Origin of the sequence: Alcanivorax sp. (assembly GCF_040118815.1) — a bacterium.
Lineage (GTDB): Bacteria > Pseudomonadota > Gammaproteobacteria > Pseudomonadales > Alcanivoracaceae > Alcanivorax.
The window spans coordinates 52,254-66,322 of sequence record NZ_JBEDTC010000016.1 but is presented as its reverse complement, the minus strand read 5'-3'; the positions used below and the strand labels follow the sequence as shown (position 1 = coordinate 66,322).

The 14,069-nt window shown below is 57.1% G+C and carries 14 protein-coding genes; 4 read left to right on the top strand and 10 right to left on the bottom strand.

Annotated elements, in window-relative coordinates; all coding sequences use genetic code 11:
• Positions 1 to 69 precede the first annotated feature (69 nt).
• The 4 genes from cyoD to cyoA are packed head-to-tail and all read right to left on the bottom strand — an operon-like array spanning position 70 to position 4,085.
• Positions 70 to 426 (bottom strand): cytochrome o ubiquinol oxidase subunit IV, encoded by a 357-nt coding sequence (gene cyoD / locus ABNH18_RS13415; RefSeq protein ID WP_007150500.1) that lies wholly within the window; start codon positions 424 to 426, stop codon positions 70 to 72.
• A complete protein-coding gene (gene cyoC / locus ABNH18_RS13410) occupies positions 423 to 1,061 on the bottom strand; it encodes a cytochrome o ubiquinol oxidase subunit III (RefSeq protein ID WP_007150293.1) in 639 nt (212 codons plus the stop codon). The genes cyoD and cyoC overlap by 4 nt, the downstream gene beginning before the upstream one ends.
• Positions 1,054 to 3,054, bottom strand: a complete 2,001-nt coding sequence (gene cyoB / locus ABNH18_RS13405) for a cytochrome o ubiquinol oxidase subunit I (protein ID WP_349383315.1) — start codon at positions 3,052 to 3,054, stop codon at positions 1,054 to 1,056. Before cyoB ends, cyoC begins: the two co-directional genes overlap by 8 nt.
• 35 nt (positions 3,055 to 3,089) lie before the next feature.
• On the bottom strand, positions 3,090 to 4,085 hold the full coding sequence (gene cyoA / locus ABNH18_RS13400; protein WP_349383314.1) for a ubiquinol oxidase subunit II: 996 nt from the start codon (positions 4,083 to 4,085) through the stop codon (positions 3,090 to 3,092).
• A gap of 153 nt (positions 4,086 to 4,238) precedes the next feature.
• Here cyoA and ABNH18_RS13395 point away from each other — a divergent pair, with 153 nt between their 5' ends.
• Positions 4,239 to 5,549 carry an MFS transporter gene (locus ABNH18_RS13395; protein WP_349383313.1) on the top strand — a complete coding sequence of 437 codons (1,311 nt, stop codon included), beginning with the start codon at positions 4,239 to 4,241 and terminating at the stop codon, positions 5,547 to 5,549.
• A 534-nt stretch (positions 5,550 to 6,083) separates the two neighbouring features.
• Here the strand turns inward: ABNH18_RS13395 and ABNH18_RS13390 are convergent.
• Positions 6,084 to 7,193 carry an NADH:flavin oxidoreductase gene (locus ABNH18_RS13390; RefSeq protein ID WP_349383312.1) on the bottom strand — a complete coding sequence of 370 codons (1,110 nt, stop codon included), beginning with the start codon at positions 7,191 to 7,193 and terminating at the stop codon, positions 6,084 to 6,086.
• A gap of 277 nt (positions 7,194 to 7,470) precedes the next feature.
• On the opposite strand from ABNH18_RS13390, the gene ABNH18_RS13385 reads away from it, so the two are divergent.
• Both ABNH18_RS13385 and ABNH18_RS13380 read left to right on the top strand, forming a co-directional pair.
• Positions 7,471 to 7,932 carry a winged helix-turn-helix transcriptional regulator gene (locus tag ABNH18_RS13385; RefSeq protein ID WP_349383311.1) on the top strand — a complete coding sequence of 154 codons (462 nt, stop codon included), beginning with the start codon at positions 7,471 to 7,473 and terminating at the stop codon, positions 7,930 to 7,932.
• Positions 7,929 to 8,555 carry an HD domain-containing protein gene (locus ABNH18_RS13380; RefSeq protein ID WP_349383310.1) on the top strand — a complete coding sequence of 209 codons (627 nt, stop codon included), beginning with the start codon at positions 7,929 to 7,931 and terminating at the stop codon, positions 8,553 to 8,555. Before ABNH18_RS13385 ends, ABNH18_RS13380 begins: the two co-directional genes overlap by 4 nt.
• 105 nt (positions 8,556 to 8,660) lie before the next feature.
• Here ABNH18_RS13380 and ABNH18_RS13375 read toward each other — a convergent pair whose 3' ends face one another.
• The gene (locus ABNH18_RS13375; protein WP_349383309.1) at positions 8,661 to 9,623 is read right to left on the bottom strand and encodes a carbon-nitrogen hydrolase family protein; all 963 of its coding nucleotides are present in this window, start codon (positions 9,621 to 9,623) and stop codon (positions 8,661 to 8,663) included.
• Here ABNH18_RS13375 and ABNH18_RS13370 point away from each other — a divergent pair.
• Positions 9,603 to 10,760, top strand: coding sequence for an AraC family transcriptional regulator (locus tag ABNH18_RS13370; protein WP_349383308.1), 1,158 nt, complete (start codon positions 9,603 to 9,605; stop codon positions 10,758 to 10,760). The genes ABNH18_RS13375 and ABNH18_RS13370 overlap by 21 nt on opposite strands.
• Before the next feature lie 35 nt (positions 10,761 to 10,795).
• Here the strand turns inward: ABNH18_RS13370 and ABNH18_RS13365 are convergent, their stop codons facing one another.
• The 4 genes from ABNH18_RS13365 to ABNH18_RS13350 form a co-directional block, all read right to left on the bottom strand.
• Positions 10,796 to 11,317 (bottom strand): NlpC/P60 family protein, encoded by a 522-nt coding sequence (locus tag ABNH18_RS13365; RefSeq protein WP_349383307.1) that lies wholly within the window; start codon positions 11,315 to 11,317, stop codon positions 10,796 to 10,798.
• Positions 11,318 to 11,525: 208 nt separating this feature from the next.
• Positions 11,526 to 12,200 carry a ribulose-phosphate 3-epimerase gene (gene rpe, locus ABNH18_RS13360; protein ID WP_349383306.1) on the bottom strand — a complete coding sequence of 225 codons (675 nt, stop codon included), beginning with the start codon at positions 12,198 to 12,200 and terminating at the stop codon, positions 11,526 to 11,528.
• Between the two features lie 166 nt (positions 12,201 to 12,366).
• A complete protein-coding gene (gene murU, locus ABNH18_RS13355; RefSeq protein WP_349383305.1) occupies positions 12,367 to 13,032 on the bottom strand; it encodes an N-acetylmuramate alpha-1-phosphate uridylyltransferase MurU in 666 nt (221 codons plus the stop codon).
• The gene (locus tag ABNH18_RS13350; RefSeq protein WP_349383304.1) at positions 13,029 to 14,033 is read right to left on the bottom strand and encodes an aminoglycoside phosphotransferase family protein; all 1,005 of its coding nucleotides are present in this window, start codon (positions 14,031 to 14,033) and stop codon (positions 13,029 to 13,031) included. Before ABNH18_RS13350 ends, murU begins: the two co-directional genes overlap by 4 nt.
• Between the last annotated feature and the right edge of the window lie 36 nt (positions 14,034 to 14,069).

Here is a 14,069-nt window from a genome sequence, read left to right as displayed (position 1 = left end):
GGGAGGAGACCGGCAACGCCGATCTCCGTCTTACGCATGTTGCTTGAAGCATGTTGCGTGATGCGTCTCCTAATCCATCATCCCCGGCATCATGTTCACGTTCAGGTTATGCATTACCCACAGTGAACCGGCCAAGGTAATGAAGACCAGAATCAGCGTGAAGATCAGCGCCAGCATGTTCCAGCCCCCTTCCGAATGGAAGTTCATGTGCAGGAAGAACACCATGTGCACCACAATCTGCACCAGCGCAAAGCCCAGAATCACCATCACGGTGGTGGTGGAGCTTTCCAGCACATCACCCATCACCAGCCAGAACGGAATCACGGTAAGGATCACCGCCAACACAAACCCGGTGGCATATTCCTTCAGGGAAACGTGGGGAATGTCCGCATCGTGATGATCATGATCGTGTGTATGCTCGCTCATGGCAGCACTCCCATCAGGTAAACGTAAGTGAACACGCCAACCCAGACCACGTCCAGGAAGTGCCAGAACATGGACAGGCAGAACACCCGGCGCTTGTTTTCCGGAATCAGACCGTGTTTTTTCAGCTGGAACAGCAAGGTCACCAGCCACACGATGCCGAAGAACACGTGCAAACCGTGGGTACCCACCAGCGCGAAGAAGGCAGTCCAGAAGCCACTGGTTTGCGGCCCGGCGCCCACGCTAATCAGGTGATGGAACTCATACAATTCCAGGCTCAAAAAGCCCAGCCCCAGCAGGCCGGTAACGGCCAGCCAGAACATGGTGCCCTTCACCTTGTTGGCCTGCATATGCAGCATGGCGAAGCCATAGGTGATGGACGACACCAGCAACAACGACGTGTTGATGGCGATCAGGCTCAGATCGAACAGCTCCATGCCGGTGGGCCCGCCCGCATAGCTGCGCCCAAGCACCCCGTAGGTGGCAAACAGGGCAGCGAAGATCAGGCAGTCGCTCATCAGGTAAATCCAGAAACCCAGCAGGGTCCCGTTCTGGGGGTGATGATCCCCCTTCACCAGAAACTCCAGCTGGCCGTCCTGCGTGCTGTTCACATCAGCAGTCATGGTATTTTCAGACATTGGCAAGCACCCGTGTACGTTCTGCTTCAATCCGTTCTACTTCTTCCGCCGGAATGTAGTAGTCACGGTCGTAATTGAAGGTGTGGTAAATCGCGGTTCCAATCAGCGTCACGAAAGACACGCCAGCAACCAGCCACATGTGCCAGATCATAGCAAAGCCGATAACCACACTGATGCCGGAAAGCACGATACCCGCCCAGGTGCCCTTGGGCATGTGAATCGGAATAAAGCCGGATTCAGGGCGCTGGAAACCGTGCTGCTTCATCTGCCACCAGGCATCCAGATCATGCACTCGCGGAGTAAACGCAAAGTTATACGGGGGCGGGGGTGAAGACGTGGACCACTCCAGGGTACGGCCATCCCACGGATCACCCGTTTCATCACTGAGCGCCTCGCGGCGCATGAAGCTCACCACCAGCTGGATAATAAAGGCAGCAATACCCACGGCGATCAGCACCGCACCGAAGGCGGCAATCTGGAACCAGATTTGCAAGGACTGATCCTCGAAGTGGCTGACGCGACGGGTTACACCCATCAGGCCGAGTACGTACAGCGGCATGAAGGCGAAGTAGAAACCGATCAGCCAGAACCAGAAGGACATCTTGCCCCAGAATTCATCCAGCTTGTAACCGGTGGCTTTCGGGAACCAGTAAGTGATGCCCGCAAACAGGCCGAACAGCACACCACCGATAATCACGTTATGGAAGTGCGCAATCAGGAACAGGCTGTTATGCAGCACGAAGTCCACCGGCGGCACCGCCAGCAACACCCCGGTCATGCCACCGATCACAAAGGTGACCATGAAGCCCATTGTCCACAGCATGGGCACATCGAACTTGATGCGGCCCCGGAACATGGTGAACAGCCAGTTGAAGATCTTCGCCCCTGTCGGGATCGAGATAATCATGGTGGTGATCCCGAAGAACGAGTTCACACTGGCCCCCGAGCCCATGGTGAAGAAGTGATGCAGCCACACCAGGTACGACAACACGGTAATCACCACAGTGGCGTAGACCATGGAGGTGTAACCGAACAGCGGCTTGCGGCTGTAGGTGGCCACGATCTCGGAGAAAATACCGAACACCGGCAAGATCAGGATGTACACCTCGGGGTGACCCCAGATCCAGATCAGGTTCACGTACATCATGGCGTTGCCGCCCAGATCGTTGGTGAAGAACGCCGTATCCAGGTAACGGTCCATGGTCAGCATGCCCAGCACCGCCGTCAGCACCGGGAACGCCGCCACGATCAGGATGTTGGTGCACAGGGAGGTCCAGGTGAACACCGGCATCTTCATCAAGCTCATGCCCGGAGCGCGCATCTTGACGATGGTCACCAGCAGGTTCACGCCCGACAACAGCGTCCCCACCCCGGCAATCTGTAACGCCCAGATATAGTAATCCACCCCGACCCCGGGACTCTGCAATATCCCCGATAGAGGCGGATAGGCCAGCCAGCCGGTCTTGGCAAATTCACCCACAAACAGGGACACCATCAACAAGGCGGCGCCACCGGTGGTCATCCAGAAACTGAAGTTGTTCAGGAACGGGAAGGCCACATCACGGGTGCCGATTTGCAAGGGAATCAGGTAGTTCATGATCCCGGTCACCAACGGCATGGCCACGAAGAAAATCATGATCACGCCGTGGGCGGTGAAGATCTGGTCGTAGTGATGGGGCGGCAGATAGCCGGTGGAATCGCCAAAGGCCATGGCCTGGTGCAGGCGCATCATGATCGCGTCGGCGAAGCCGCGCAGCAGCATCACCAAGCCAAGAATGATGTACATGATGCCGATTTTTTTGTGGTCAATGGTGGTGAACCACTCGTTCCACAGGTAGCCCCACAGCTTGTAGCGGGTCAGGGCGGCGAGCGTCGCGATACCACCCAGTGCCACCACGACAAAGGTGCCGAGGATAATCGGGTCATGGAAGGGAATCGCGTCCCAGGTAAGGCGACCAAAAATCAGCTTGGTCAGGTCCAGGTTCTCAAACATGGGCGGCACCTACTGCGTTTGCGATCAGGAAAGAATTATTCATGGTGGCCTCCATGCTGCTGATGATCACCATGGCCTTCATGGTCAGCCTCGGCATCGCCATGGTGACCGGCGTGCTTGTCCATGCCACCGTGGTACATCATGTCTTCCATACAGGTCTGGCCGGGTTCCACGCAGCGATTGAAGATGCCGTAGTAAAGCGTCGGATCCACCTGGCCGTAATAGCTCACCGGGTCAGCAATGCTCGGCTCTTCCAGTTGCAGGTATTCATCGCGGCTCAAGTTCCCGTCGCTGGCTTTCACCTTGGCGACCCAGCTGGCGAAGTCCTCTTCGCTCAACCCGTGGAAATCGAATTTCATCTGCGAGTAGCCGGCACCACTGTAGTTGGCAGAAAAACCTTGGTAGACGCCCGGTTCGTTGATCACCCCATGCAGCTTGGTCTCCATGCCCGCCATGGCATAGATCTGCCCGGCCATGGCCGGAATGAAGAAGGAGTTCATCATGGTAGAAGCGGTGATCTTGAAACGAATCGGGTGATTCACCGGCGCCGCCAATTCATTGACGGTGGCGATGCCCTGCTCCGGATAGATAAACAGCCACTTCCAGTCCAGCGCCACCACTTCCACGGTGAGCGGTTCCAGCCCCACCGGTACTGGCGTTTCAGCATCAATCCGATCCAGCGGACGATAGGGATCCAACTTGTGGGTGCTCACCCAGGTCATGGCGCCCAGCGCGATGATGATCATCAGCGGAACAGACCAGATCACCAGCTCGAGCACGGTGGAATGGGTCCAGTCAGGCTTGTAGTTGGCCTCGGTGTTGCTCTCCCGGTAATGCCAGGCAAACCAAAACGTCAGTACGATCACCGGTACAATGACCAGCAACATCAGTACGGTTGCCCAGACGAGCAAATCCCGCTGTTGCACGGCCACGTCACCAGAGGGGGACATCACGACTGCGTCACAGCCCGATAGCAAGGCGGCGACAAGCAACGTCAACGACGCTCCACGCAAGTATTTGAATAATTGCATTGGCGAATCTTCTGGTTGGCTTTTAGGTAAACAGGACTCTATCCAAGGGCATGGGTAGCCGGTATTGGACATTTTGTCCCATAGGCTTAAAGTCCTAACCATACTTGATGAACATCAAGGCACAAACAACAACTCTGGTGAAGAGCCCCTAACATGTCTCAGACCTATCCGGCGTCCATGCCGAGCGAAAAAAACCACGCTTCCGTGGCCCCAAATGAAATCGCCGTGGGCGTGGTCATCGGCCGTACCTCCGAGTATTTCGACTTCTTTGTATACGGCATCGCCTCCGTACTGATCTTTCCGCAGCTGTTTTTCCCTTTTACCGGCCAGCTGCAGGGCATGCTCTACTCCTTCATGCTGTTCGCCCTGGCCTTTGTGGCGCGTCCCTTCGGCACGGCCCTGTTTATGTGGATTCAGCGCCAGTGGGGGCGCGGCATCAAGCTCACCGCCGCGCTGTTCCTGCTGGGCACCGCCACCGCGGGCATCGCCTTCCTGCCCGGCTATGAAAAGCTGGGCGGCTACGCCATTGCCCTGCTCGCCCTGTTCCGGGTAATACAGGGCATCGCATTCGGCGGCTCCTGGGATGGCCTGCCCTCCCTGCTCGCCCTGAACGCCCCCAAGGAAAGCCGCAGCTGGTACACAATGATCGGCCAACTGGGCGCGCCGCTGGGCTTTGTGATCGCCAGCGCCCTGTTCCTGTATCTCTATAACAGCCTGAGCGCCGCGGACTTCCTGGGCTGGGGCTGGCGTTACCCGTTCTTCGTGGCCTTCGCCATTAACGTGGTCGCCCTGTTTGCGCGCCTGCGCCTGGTGCTGGGTGAGGAATACACCGAAGCCATGCAGGAAAGCGAGCTGGAACCGATCCGTACTTCCGAGATGGTGCGCGAGGAAGGCCACAATATTTTCATTGGCTCTTTTGCCGCCTTGGCCAGCTATGCGCTGTTCCATGTGGTGACCATCTTCCCGCTCTCCTGGATCGCCTTTCAGGGCAGCCAGACCACCGCCGAAGTGCTGACCGTACAGGTGTTGGGAGGCTTCGTGGGCATCCTGGCCACCATCGGCTCCGGCTGGATCGCCGCCCGCATCGGCAAGCGCACCACCGTGGGCGCCCTGGCCGCCATGATCGGGGTCTTTAGCCTGCTTACGCCGCTGTTGATGGGCGGCACCCCGGTCATGCAAGACACCTTCATCCTGCTCGGCTTTGCCCTGCTCGGCGTCTCCTACGGCCAAGCGTCCGGCACGGTGACCGCCAACTTCGCCCCGCGCTTTCGCTACACCGGCGCCGCCCTCACCTCTGACTTCGCCTGGCTGTTCGGCGCTGCCTTCGCCCCACTGGTAGCCCTGGGCCTGTCCGCCAAATTCGGACTCATGTCAGTGACGGTGTATCTGCTATCCGGCGTGATCTGCACCCTGCTGGCGCTGGCAGTGAATCAGTCGCTGGAGGAACACGGGGACGAGGGTTGAAAGTGCAAAGTTAAACGTTGAAACGCGGCCTTGCGCCGCCGTTCAGCTGAAACCACAGAGGCCGCGCCCGGACATCAGGCGCGGCCTCTTCGTTTTCGCCACTCCTGATCTACAACGCCGCTGCAGGAACGAAGCGAAGCGTAGTAACGCACGAAGTGCGGCCCGAAGGGTGAGCGTAGCGAATACGCCGCTTGAGGCGCGAACCGCGTGTTAACGCGGAATCGTCCAGAGGACGATCAAGCATCTCTGAACTCGATGATGCTGCAGATATCCTGTTCCTCGCTGTCGCTCGGTTCGCGGCTCAAGCGCCGCTCCTACGGCGGCTCTGTAGAAAACATAAAAGGCGAATCCCCCCCTGTGGGAGCAGGCGTTCGACCGCGATAGCCGTGGCACTGTGTTGTTTCGCGGTGGAACCACCGCTCCCACAATGCTATCTGCACCAGTAAAAAAGGCCGCACCCAGATCAGAGCGCGGCCTTTTTCCTATCCGACCCGGCAAACCCCAGATCGCGTTTGAACTTTACACTTTCAACTTTTAACTCAGACTCCCCAGCGCCGCCTTGGTAAACGGCGCAATGTCCTCTTCTTTCCCTTCGCGCATTTTTACCAGCCAGTTCGGGTCCTGCAGCAGGGCACGGCCCACGGCGATCATGTCGAACTCGTCGTTATCCATGCGGCGCTCCAGCTCGTCCAGCCCCGCCGGGTTGGCGGTGCCGCCCATGCCATCCGGGCTGTTGAGGAAGTCCCCGTCCAGACCCACGCTACCCACGGAAATCACCGGCTTGCCGGTAATCTTCTTGGTCCAGCCCGCCAGGTTCAGGTCAGAGCCTTCAAATTCCGGCAGCCAGAAACGGCGCGTGGACGCATGGAACACATCGACACCGGCCTCAACGAACGGCATCAGAAAACGCTCCAGCTCTTCCGGGTTCTGGGCCAGCTTCGCCTCGTAATCCTGCTGCTTCCACTGGGAGAAACGCAGCACGATGGCAAAATCTTCACCTACCGCTTCGCGTACCGCCTTGACGATTTCAATGCCGATACGGGCACGGTTCTCGATGGAGCCACCATATTCGTCATCACGCTGGTTAGTGCCTTCCCAGAAGAACTGGTCGAGCAGGTAACCGTGGGCACCGTGGATTTCGACCCCGTCAAAGCCCACCTCTTTGGCGGCCTTGGCGGATTCAGCAAAGGCACGGACCACATCCTGGATATCCGCCTTGCTCATGGCTTCGCCGTTTTCCTTGCCGGGCTTGAACAGACCAGAAGGCGAATAAGCAGGCACATCTTTATCCGGGCCAATGCCGGGTTTTCGCACCGAGCCTACATGCCACAGCTGGGGAATGATCTGGCCACCGGCCTCGTGCACCGCATCCACCACCTTCTTCCAGCCCGCCATGGCCTCGTCACCATAAATGGCCGGCACTCGCTCGTAACCGTTGGCGGCCTTGTGGCCCACGAAGGTGCCTTCGGTAATGATCAGGCCTACCTCACCTTCGGCGCGGCGCTGGTAGTAGCCCACCACCTGATCGTTAGGCACATACCCCGGAGAAAACGTACGGGTCATGGGCGCCATGGCCACCCGGTTACGCATTTTCAGGGATTTGTGTTCAAAAGGACGTAACAGGCTATCCAGGGAACTACTCATCGGGCTCTCCTCATCAATCTTGTTTATTCAATCTTCGTTTATTCACTCTCTAAGCCGAGCCTATATCTGGCTCAGCTTGAGCATTCGGGGAACAGAGAAAGGGGCTAGCAATGGCAACCACCCTCGCAATAGCCCTTTCAGCGGCACTCTCAACAACACTTGCTCAATAACAAACAGAATCAGCGCATCCACCCTCACGGGTGGTCAATTCAATTTGGTTGCGTAATAAAACCTTATTTGGTTTCTTAATGCAACCATTCTGATCTATACTGCCGCCATGACACGTAAACGTTTCGACGACATGGGCTGCTCGGTGGCCTGCGCCCTCAATGAGGTCGGTGACTGGTGGTCCCTGCTGGTGGTCAAGCAGGCCATGCTGGGCACCCGCCGCTTTGTGGATTTCCAGCACAGCTTGGGCATCGCCAAGAACATCCTCTGCAACCGCCTGTCGCGGCTGGTGGATAACGGCGTGATGGTGCGTGTGGACGTGGGCGAGCACGGCAAGCGCTACGAATACCGCCTCACCGACAAGGGCCGCGATCTGTTTACCGTGGTCACCGCCCTGCGCCAGTGGAGCGAACGCTGGAACGGCGAGAAAGACGCCATGCAACTGGTGGACGGCCAGAGCGGCGAACCACTGGCCCCGGTAGTGGTTAAGAACCAGCAAGGCAAAGCACTCACCGTGCGGGATGTGCGGTTTGTGGATAAAGATGGCCAGCCATGGGAGAACGTCGGGTGACTGCAGTGTCAGCGCTGCAAAAACGCTGGAACCGCGTCGTCGCCCCGCTTCTGCCCAACCCGCAAGCCACCTGGCAACAACTGGCCTCCCACTACAGCGAACCCCATCGCCACTATCACACACTGGATCACGTCGCCGCCTGCCTGAACTGGCTGGATCAATACCGTCACCTGGCCGACGACCTACTGTGCATTGAACTGGCCCTCTGGGCCCACGATGTCATCTACGATCCCCGCGCCAACGACAACGAGACCCGTAGCGCAGACTGGTTTGCCCATCAGTTTGTCGATAGCGATCTGACCGACCAACAGCGTACCCGTGTACAGGAACTCATCCTCGCCACCCTCCACCCGCACCCACCGACAGATACCGACATGGCCCTGCTGCAAGATATCGACCTGAGCATTCTTGGGGCGGATGCGAAATTGTACGACCGGTATGAAGGGTGGATTCGGCAGGAATATGAGTTTGTGCCGGAAGCGGCATTTCGGAAAGGGCGTAGTGCGGTGTTGCAGAGTTTTCTGGATCAGGATGTGATTTATCACACCGCTGATCTAAGGGAGAAGCTGGGGTTGCCAGCCGGAGAAAACCTCAGTCGCGCTTTGGAAAATTTGCGGGATTAACGCCCTATCCGTAGGAGCGGCCTCGCGGCGCGATTTTCAAAAACCGGGATCAGGTCTTGATGTTGCATTCAAGTGCATGGGGCAAGACCTGACTCCATTACCTCGTTAAAGCTTTTTCACATGTTTTTTGTACCATCGCCTGCCGAAATAGCCATCCAGATGCCATGACAGAGCAGGCAACACTCCCCGCTTGCGCAGCCAGAAACGGGAAGGGATTTGCCTATCCGTTCCGACATAACCAAGAGTAATTAATGCCGTAACAACGCCTTCCCCCTGCGCTTTATTCCTGTGCGCGAGCAGATTACCGTAACCATCAACAATAGCAGTATGCCCTTCAAGGCTGCCACGATAGACAAATCCCGGCATGCCAGGTGAACCCGACTCGATGGAATTGCAATGGGAAGCATGAACAACCGGAACACCAATTAACCTGGCGTTTTCCTTTACTACAGCAAGCAAGTTACTCAAATTATGCGTTTCCATTTTCCGGGTCAGCCAGGACGGCCAATCTTCAGGCATACTCCACCAATGCGAGCCGCCCAATAAAACATCTACCTTGCCCTGCAGGCGGCGGGCCGTCTGGCTGCGCATGAACTCCCAACAAACCGCAGTACCCACTCGAACACCCGCGATCTCACCCAGCTCCCCGGTATCATCGGATTCACCTGGCTCATAAAAAGCGTTTTCCCACATAGTGGGAAGATCCTTGTCATGTGTACCAACCAGTTCACCGTTATTGAAACAGAAATAACGGTTGCGAACCCCACCCTCTGCTACCCGGCACATCAGTGAGCCTCCGATCACCACCCCATGCTGATGAGAAAACGCCTGCAAAAACCTCACTGAGGGGCCATCGTCGGTTTCGATGGCGCGAACCAGTGAAGGATCAAAGTTCACTCCAGTATTAAAGAATTCCGGCAAGGCAATCCATCCCGCGCCCATCTCCACTGCCCGCTCTGACAATCGCCGGCAGGCCGCCAGATTATGTTGCGTATCGCCAACCCGCGTATCCAACTGAATGGCCGCAGCAGTGACCTCATCAGAAACATGTATCGTCTTATTTTCCATGTTCAAACCCTGTCCTTTATCCATATATCCACCCTAAACACCGGCCGGAAACGCCACCATTGCCGGCTCAGACAGAGCCATGGTATTTTCAGACACAATTATCAGGAACGTATCCTTGTGCAGCATATATCCACGATCTACGCACGCTTCATTTGCCGCGAACTCCAGCTGCCAACCTCTGAGATTGATGCACTACTGGACAACTCATCACTGTCACACAGTGATATCGTCAATAGCGCAACTATGCCTTACCTGGACTTTTTCGCATTTCTGGACCGTGTCATTGTTACAAAGTCCGCGGCAGATCTTGGCTTGAAAATCGGTGCCCAACTCACTCCGCCCTCATTGGGTGAACTCGGCAACGCGATGCTTTGCGCACCCACATTTTGGGAAGCATGCAAGCTCGCAGAGACATTTATTTCAGTGCATGTTGGGTACATACGACTGCAAGTGGACCATCATGACAATGGCGTGATATTAAGCTTCTTCGAATTGGCAAATCTTGGAGACACCCGCCGCTTCCAGACAGAAGTGCTTATGCTCTTGGTGCAAAACCTGATTGAAGCGGCCACCTGCCAGCCATTTGATCAGGGCCGTTTATTGTTTCCTTACCCTGCACCTGATAACCATGAACAATACGCCGACTATTTTCATAGCCCGGTGGAGTTTTCTTCCCCCTGTACGGCAATGGAAATCCCCCATCATTATCTGGAGACCTCGTCACCGTTTTATGACCCTGTCGCCTGGAAAAGCACTCAACTCACGCTGAAAACCCGCAAACAACAACTGCAATACACCGAGCGATCTCCTTACACCCAACAGGTCATTCACCTTCTGCACGAACAGGGCGAGCCCTGGCCCAGCGCCAGTCAAACAGCACACCGCCTTAACATGACGGAACGCTCACTCAGCCGACACCTGAAACAGGAAAGCACAAGCTACCGATCCATCCGCAATCGACTCCTGCAAGAACGGGCACAATTCTACCTTCACCACACTGGGCTATCGGTGGATGCCATCGCAAGTCAGCTAGGCTACCGGGACTATTCCAGTTTCAGACGCGCTTTCAAGAAATGGCAGGGGTGTACCCCCAGCCACTTTCGGCAACAGAAAAGCCCCCCCCGCTCAGAAACCTGACGGGGTAAGGTCGCACGAGTAAGACCGAACTTTCGCTACCGATTCACCAACCGCCTGGCCTTCCAATACCGCTGACTCCAATAGGGATTATTAAGCGACGACTGCATGACACCGCTACTCACCGAGGCATGCATAAATTCATCCTCCCCCATATAGATCCCCACGTGGCGATTGCCCGGGCCGGTTTTGAAAAACACCAGGTCGCCCACTTCCAGTTCGTTGCGGGCGACGGGTTCGCCTTCTTGCATCAGGGCGGAGGTGGTGCGGGGGACTTTCATGTTCAGCTGCGAGAGGAAGGTGAGGTAGACAAAGCCGGAGCAGTCCACGCCTTTGGGGCTGAGGCCGCCGTATTGATAAGGCACGCCCTGCCAGTCTTCTTTCTGGGCGAGCAGACTATCGAGTATCAGGGTCTGCCGGGGTGGCAGCTCCTGTGGAGTTTCGGCTATTTCCGGTTGCCGAGATTCCCGTTCGGGGGGCACCAGGCTGCAGGCTGCCAGGCTGGTTAATACCAGAAGCAGGTAGGGAAGCCGGACAGGAATGGCGGTATAGCGGGACATAGGGTGATAGTGATGGCTGACTTAAGGAGTCAGGCAGCCGGGCGGCGGGAAGGTTCCATAAGGCAGTTGAAAGTTCAAAGTGGAAAGTTGAAACGCGCACAAGCTTGCGCCATCCGAACTCGAAGAGACCGCACCCAGCGTTCTGGGCGCGGCCTCCATACGATCGGAATCGAGAACATCCGGCGCGCTTCAACTTTGAACTTTCAACTCACGCCTGGGCCAGCTCGTCGCGCATTTGCTGGATGACGGCGGCGTAGTCGTCTTTGCCGAAGATGGCGGAACCGGCCACGAAGGTATCAGCACCAGCGGCGGCCACTTCGCGGATGTTCTTCTCGGACACGCCACCATCCACTTCCAGACGAATGTCATAGCCGCTGGCGTCGATCAGCTGGCGCACTGCGCGGGTCTTGTCCAGCGTGGAGGGAATGAACTTCTGCCCGCCGTAGCCCGGGTTCACGCTCATCAGCAGGATCATGTCCAGCTTGTCCATCACGTATTCCAGGCAGTCCGGGCGGGTGGCCGGGTTGAGGACCAGGCCGGCTTTGCAGCCGTAGCTCTTGATCAGCTGCAGGGAGCGATCCACGTGTTGGCTGGCTTCCGGGTGGAAGGTGATGTAGCTGGCGCCGGCTTCGGCGAACATGCTGATCAGTTCATCCACCGGGCTGACCATCAGGTGCACGTCGATGGGAGCGGTGATGCCGTGATCGCGCAGAGCCTTGCAGACCATGGGGCCGATGGTCAGGTTGGGCACGTAATGGTTATCCATCACGTCGAAATGGATCACATCGGCTCCGGCCGCCAACACCGCGTCGCACTCCTCACCCAAGCGGGCAAAGTTGGCGGCAAGGATGGAGGGAGCGATCAGATAGTCCTGCTTGGGCATGGGGCATCCTCAGTGTAAAGACAGTTGCGAGTGACGAGTTTCGAGTTGCGAAAACCCAAGATCAAAGGCGAATATTTTGCCTTTCGAAACTCGTTACTCGCAACTCGTCACTTTCGATTCATCGCGGTGGAACCACCGCTCCTACAAAACCGGTTTCGGCTTTGGATCAGGTGCTCTTGAGTAACCGATCCAGTTCATCCAAGCGCTCCGGGGTGCCGATATCCCACCACTGGCCTGTGTGATGCTCGCCGCTGACGGCGTCATCCGCCATGGCGGCCCGCAATATCGGCGCCAGCTTGGCTTCGCCCTCTGGCAGACCTGTAAATACAGCCGGATCAAAACGGCCAATGCCGGCATAGGTGAGCCTAGGCTCGGCATTATCGCGCAAGCGGCCCGCCTCTGTCAGATGAAAATCCCCTTGCGGGTGATGTTCAGGGTTATCCACCAATACCAGATGCACCGGGTCCGGGCGCCCCTGCACCAGCCGAGCAAGATCAAAATCGGTCCAGATATCACCGTTAATCAGTAAAAACGGTTGATCACCCAACAATGGCAGCGCCCGCTTGATGCCCCCGGCGGTTTCCAACGGCGTACCTTCATGGGAGTAAACAATGGGAATGCCGTAGCGGGCACCATCCCCCAGAAAGGCTGCCAGCTTCTCGCCTTGCCAGCCGGTGTTGATCACCAGAGATTCGATACCGGCGTCACGCAGGGCCTCAATGTGGTATTCAATTAATGCTTTACCACCGGCCTGCAGCAACGGTTTGGGGGTGTGGTCGGTGAGTGGCCGCATGCGTTTGCCGTAGCCGGCGGCCAGAATCATCGCCTTCACTCGTTATCCTCGATCTGGTCCAGAATCCATTGCAGGTCCGCCAGCTCCGGGCGGCGAGCAATGACGGTACGCAGATAGGCAAAGAACCGTGGCACATCGCCCAGGTACTTGGGCTTGCCATCGCGGTGACAGATGCGGGCAAAGATACCGATGACCTTGATGTGGCGCTGGGCACCCATCAAATCGCAATCGCGCAGGAAGTCCTCAAAGTAGGATGGCACCGGCAAGCCTGCCGTTGTTGCCTTGTCGAAATACTCGCGCAGCCAGGTAAGCACGCGCTCTTCCGGCCAGCTCAGAAAGGCATCCTTGAACAGGCTGATCACGTCATAGGTGATCGGCCCGGCCACCGCATCCTGAAAATCAATCACGCCCGGATTCGGGTCGGACACCATCAGGTTGCGCGGCATGTAATCGCGATGCACGAACACTTGCGGCTGCGCCAACGCAGAACGGATCAGCACATGGAACACGCGGTCCAACCGTTGGCGCAGTTCGCCAGTGACTACCTTTTCCCGGTGGCGAAACAGGTACCATTGTGGAAACAGCTCCAGCTCTCGCTGCAGCAACGCTTCGTCATACTGCGGTAAGCCGGCGGTATCGGTATGCAATTGCTGGGTGATCAGGGCGTCGATGGCAGCGCTGTACCAATCGTTGGCATTGGCTTCGTTCAAGGCGGTCAGCCAGGTTTCTGTGCCCATGTCGCTGAGCAATAAAAAGCCCTGCTGCAAATCCTGATGAAGAATATCCGGCACATGCAGGCCCGCCAGCTTCAGGCGCCCGGCAATATCCACGAAGGGACGGCAATCTTCCTGTTCCGGCGGCGCATCCATGGCCACCAGGCTGGTATCGCCGTGAAAATAACGGAAGTAGCGACGAAAACTGGCATCCGCGGACGCAGGCTCACCGGCCACTGACTCACCCAGATAAGCGCTTACCCACTGGTCAAGGGCGTGCTTTCTCGGGTCCGGGCTTACTTCGGATTTACTTTTATCAGGCTGCATTGCCTTCCTTGTTCGATTACACTGCCGCTTTTGGTG